The organism is Burkholderia sp. 4M9327F10, assembly GCF_005503145.1.
Taxonomy (GTDB): domain Bacteria; phylum Pseudomonadota; class Gammaproteobacteria; order Burkholderiales; family Burkholderiaceae; genus Paraburkholderia.
The window spans coordinates 1-2,482 of record NZ_SCNV01000134.1; the positions used below are offsets into that span (position 1 = coordinate 1).

At 62.9% G+C, this 2,482-nt stretch carries 4 protein-coding genes; all 4 read right to left on the bottom strand.

The window, feature by feature from the left end:
• Positions 1-236, bottom strand: a 236-nt coding sequence (locus tag FFS45_RS41355) for a biopolymer transporter ExbD (RefSeq protein WP_171029910.1), incomplete at its 3' end; no start/stop codon positions are given.
• Between the two features lie 58 nt (positions 237-294).
• Positions 295-720: a biopolymer transporter ExbD gene (locus FFS45_RS41360; protein WP_137960340.1), complete on the bottom strand. Its 426-nt coding sequence runs from the start codon at positions 718-720 to the stop codon at positions 295-297.
• A 3-nt stretch (positions 721-723) separates the two neighbouring features.
• A complete protein-coding gene (locus FFS45_RS41365) occupies positions 724-1,641 on the bottom strand; it encodes a MotA/TolQ/ExbB proton channel family protein (RefSeq protein WP_137960341.1) in 918 nt (305 codons plus the stop codon).
• A gap of 75 nt (positions 1,642-1,716) precedes the next feature.
• Entirely contained in the window at positions 1,717-2,415 is a 699-nt protein-coding gene (locus FFS45_RS41370; RefSeq protein WP_137960342.1) for an energy transducer TonB, read from the bottom strand.
• Between the last annotated feature and the right edge of the window lie 67 nt (positions 2,416-2,482).

Genomic DNA, 2,482 nt, shown 5'->3' on the forward strand with positions numbered 1-2,482 from the left:
CCGTTCCACATCATCGTGCCGTCAAAGTCGATGTCGATCTGCACCACCTCCGGCTGCGTGAGCGGCGGCGGCGGGTTGCCCACCGGCAGGTTCATCTTGATGGCGTGCGTCTGGATCGGAATCGTGATGATCAGCATGATCAGCAGCACCAGCATCACGTCGATCAGCGGCGTGGTGTTGATGTCCACCATCACATCCGGTTCACCGCCACGCCCTGACGATACGTTCATTCCCATAATCGGCTCCTGTGGACCACGGCCAGCACTTTCGCACCCGCTGTGGTCCCTTGCAATGCTAGCCTCCGCGCGGCGGCGGCTCCGTGATAAATGACACCTTGGCGATCCCCGCGCGCTCGCACGCGGTGATCACGCGGCCGATAAACTCGTAACGCGTGTTCTGGTCGCCGCGCACATTCACTTCAGGTTGCGGCGTCATGACCGACACGGTCTTGAGTTGCGTGAGCAGCGTCGCCGCATCCACGTGCTTCTCGTTCCAGAAGAAGTCGCCATCGCGGTTCACCGCGATCACGATGCTCTTGGGCGTGGTCTGCAGCGGCTGGATCGCCTCTTTCGGCAACTGCACCGGCACCGTATGCGTCACAACCGGAATCGTGATCAGGAAGATGATCAGCAAAACCAGCATCACATCGACTAGCGGCGTGGTGTTGATGGCGGAGATGACTTCGTCCTCATCCCCCTCTTGCCCAACGCTCATAGCCATGATTTAGCCCGCCTGTTCGACCAGCGTCGCCTTCTGACCAGCAACAGGACGCTTTGCCTTCTTGCCGCCGGCCAGCAGGACCGTGTGCAACTGGGCGCCGAAGGCACGCACACGCTCCATCACCGACTTGTTGCGGCGAACCAGGAAGTTGTAGCCCAGCACCGCAGGAACAGCCACTGCCAGACCGATTGCCGTCATGATCAGCGCTTCACCGACCGGACCGGCCACCTTGTCGATCGAGGCCTGACCGGCGATACCGATGGCCGTCAGTGCGTGATAGATACCCCAGACCGTACCGAACAGGCCGACGAACGGCGCCGTGGAACCCACCGTACCCAGGAAGGCGAGACCATCCTGCAGGCGGTTCGACACGTTGGTGATGGCGCGCTCGACCGACACGTCGATCCAGGTGTTGCGGTCCACCGCTTCGAGGAGCGCCTCGTCGTGGTGTTCGCCGGCTTCGATCGCGGTCTCGGCGATGAAGCGGAACGGCGACGATTCGTCCAGCAGCTTCGCGCCTTCGGCCAGCGACGGGGCGGCCCACAGCTGCTCGTCGGCGCTCTTTGCGCGGCGGTTGGCACGGTACTGCTCGAAGAACTTGGTGATCATGATGTACCAGCTGCCCATCGACATGATCACCAGCAGGATCAGCACGAAGCGGGCAACGAAGTCACCGTTTTTCCAGAGTGCGCCCAGACCGTAGGGGTTGCTCACGGTTTCGGAGGTGGCCGGCGCCGGCGGCGGCACGGCCTGGTCTGCGGGGGCTGCGGCAGGTGCGGCCGTCGGGGCGGTGGAGGCCGAGGCTGCTGCGGTTGCGTCGCTGGCTTGCGCGTAGGCAATCTGCGGTGCGACAAAGGTCGTCGCCGTGGTTACGGCGAACACCATGCTTGCCGCCACTGCGGCGAGAGAACGCTTTTTCATGTCTGCTCCAGTTCATGCGTTGAACTTGTACAACGTGACTAATAAATCGCTACCGGTACCGCTCAGTTCGTGGGTTCAGTTCAGGCTAAAGGTGAACGGAACCTGGACACGCACAGGTTGGCCTTGGGAAACGCAACTAAACTTCTTTACAGCATTGAATGCCGCGCGGTCGAGTGAAGAGTCTTCCGACGACTTCGCGACATGCTCATCCGTAATATGGCCCTGCGGATCGACTACGAATTCAATCAGCACATCGCCCGTGACGTTGTTCTCCTGGGCTTCCTTCGGATACACCACGGACGAGCGGATCTGGTCAGAGTTCGGGCACACCACGCCGACTTCGGTGCTCGGCGCCTTCACGGGAGCCGGTGCGGGCGGGGCGGGCGGCGGCGCGGGCTGGGCGACGACCGGTGCGGCCTGGTGCGTGATGGTGGCCTGCGGCGGGGTCGGCACGTTGACTTCCGGCGGCGGCACGAACGGCGGGGGCGGCGGCGCGAACTTCGGCGGCGGCAGCTGCACGGTGGGCAGCGGCGGCGGAGGCGGCGGCTTCACCGGCTCGATGATCTTGGTTTCAATCGGATGCTGGATCACCTGCACCACCTTGGTGGCGAGGCCATTGAGCAGTGCATAGATGAGCACCACGTGGAGGAGAAGAACGACGGCAATACCGCCAAAGCGGCGCACGGGGTTCTGCTGCTTCTTGCCGAACTCGCGTGGGCGTCCGGTTCTCTGAACCGCGGACGCGCCCGCCGGAAACTGCCCTTCTACTTTCATGACCACCTTCGTTCCTCCCGGCGTGAACCGCCCATTTCCGTGACTGCAGCGTTCTTGCTACGTCGAA

Excerpts from the sequence above, each read along its gene's own strand:
- FFS45_RS41370 (WP_137960342.1), bottom strand. The coding sequence starts at position 2,415 with ATGAAAGTAGAAGGGCAGTTTCCGGCGGGCGCGTCCGCGGTTCAGAGA.
- FFS45_RS41360 (WP_137960340.1), bottom strand. The coding sequence starts at position 720 with ATGGCTATGAGCGTTGGGCAAGAGGGGGATGAGGACGAAGTCATCTCC.
- FFS45_RS41365 (WP_137960341.1), bottom strand. The coding sequence starts at position 1,641 with ATGAAAAAGCGTTCTCTCGCCGCAGTGGCGGCAAGCATGGTGTTCGCC.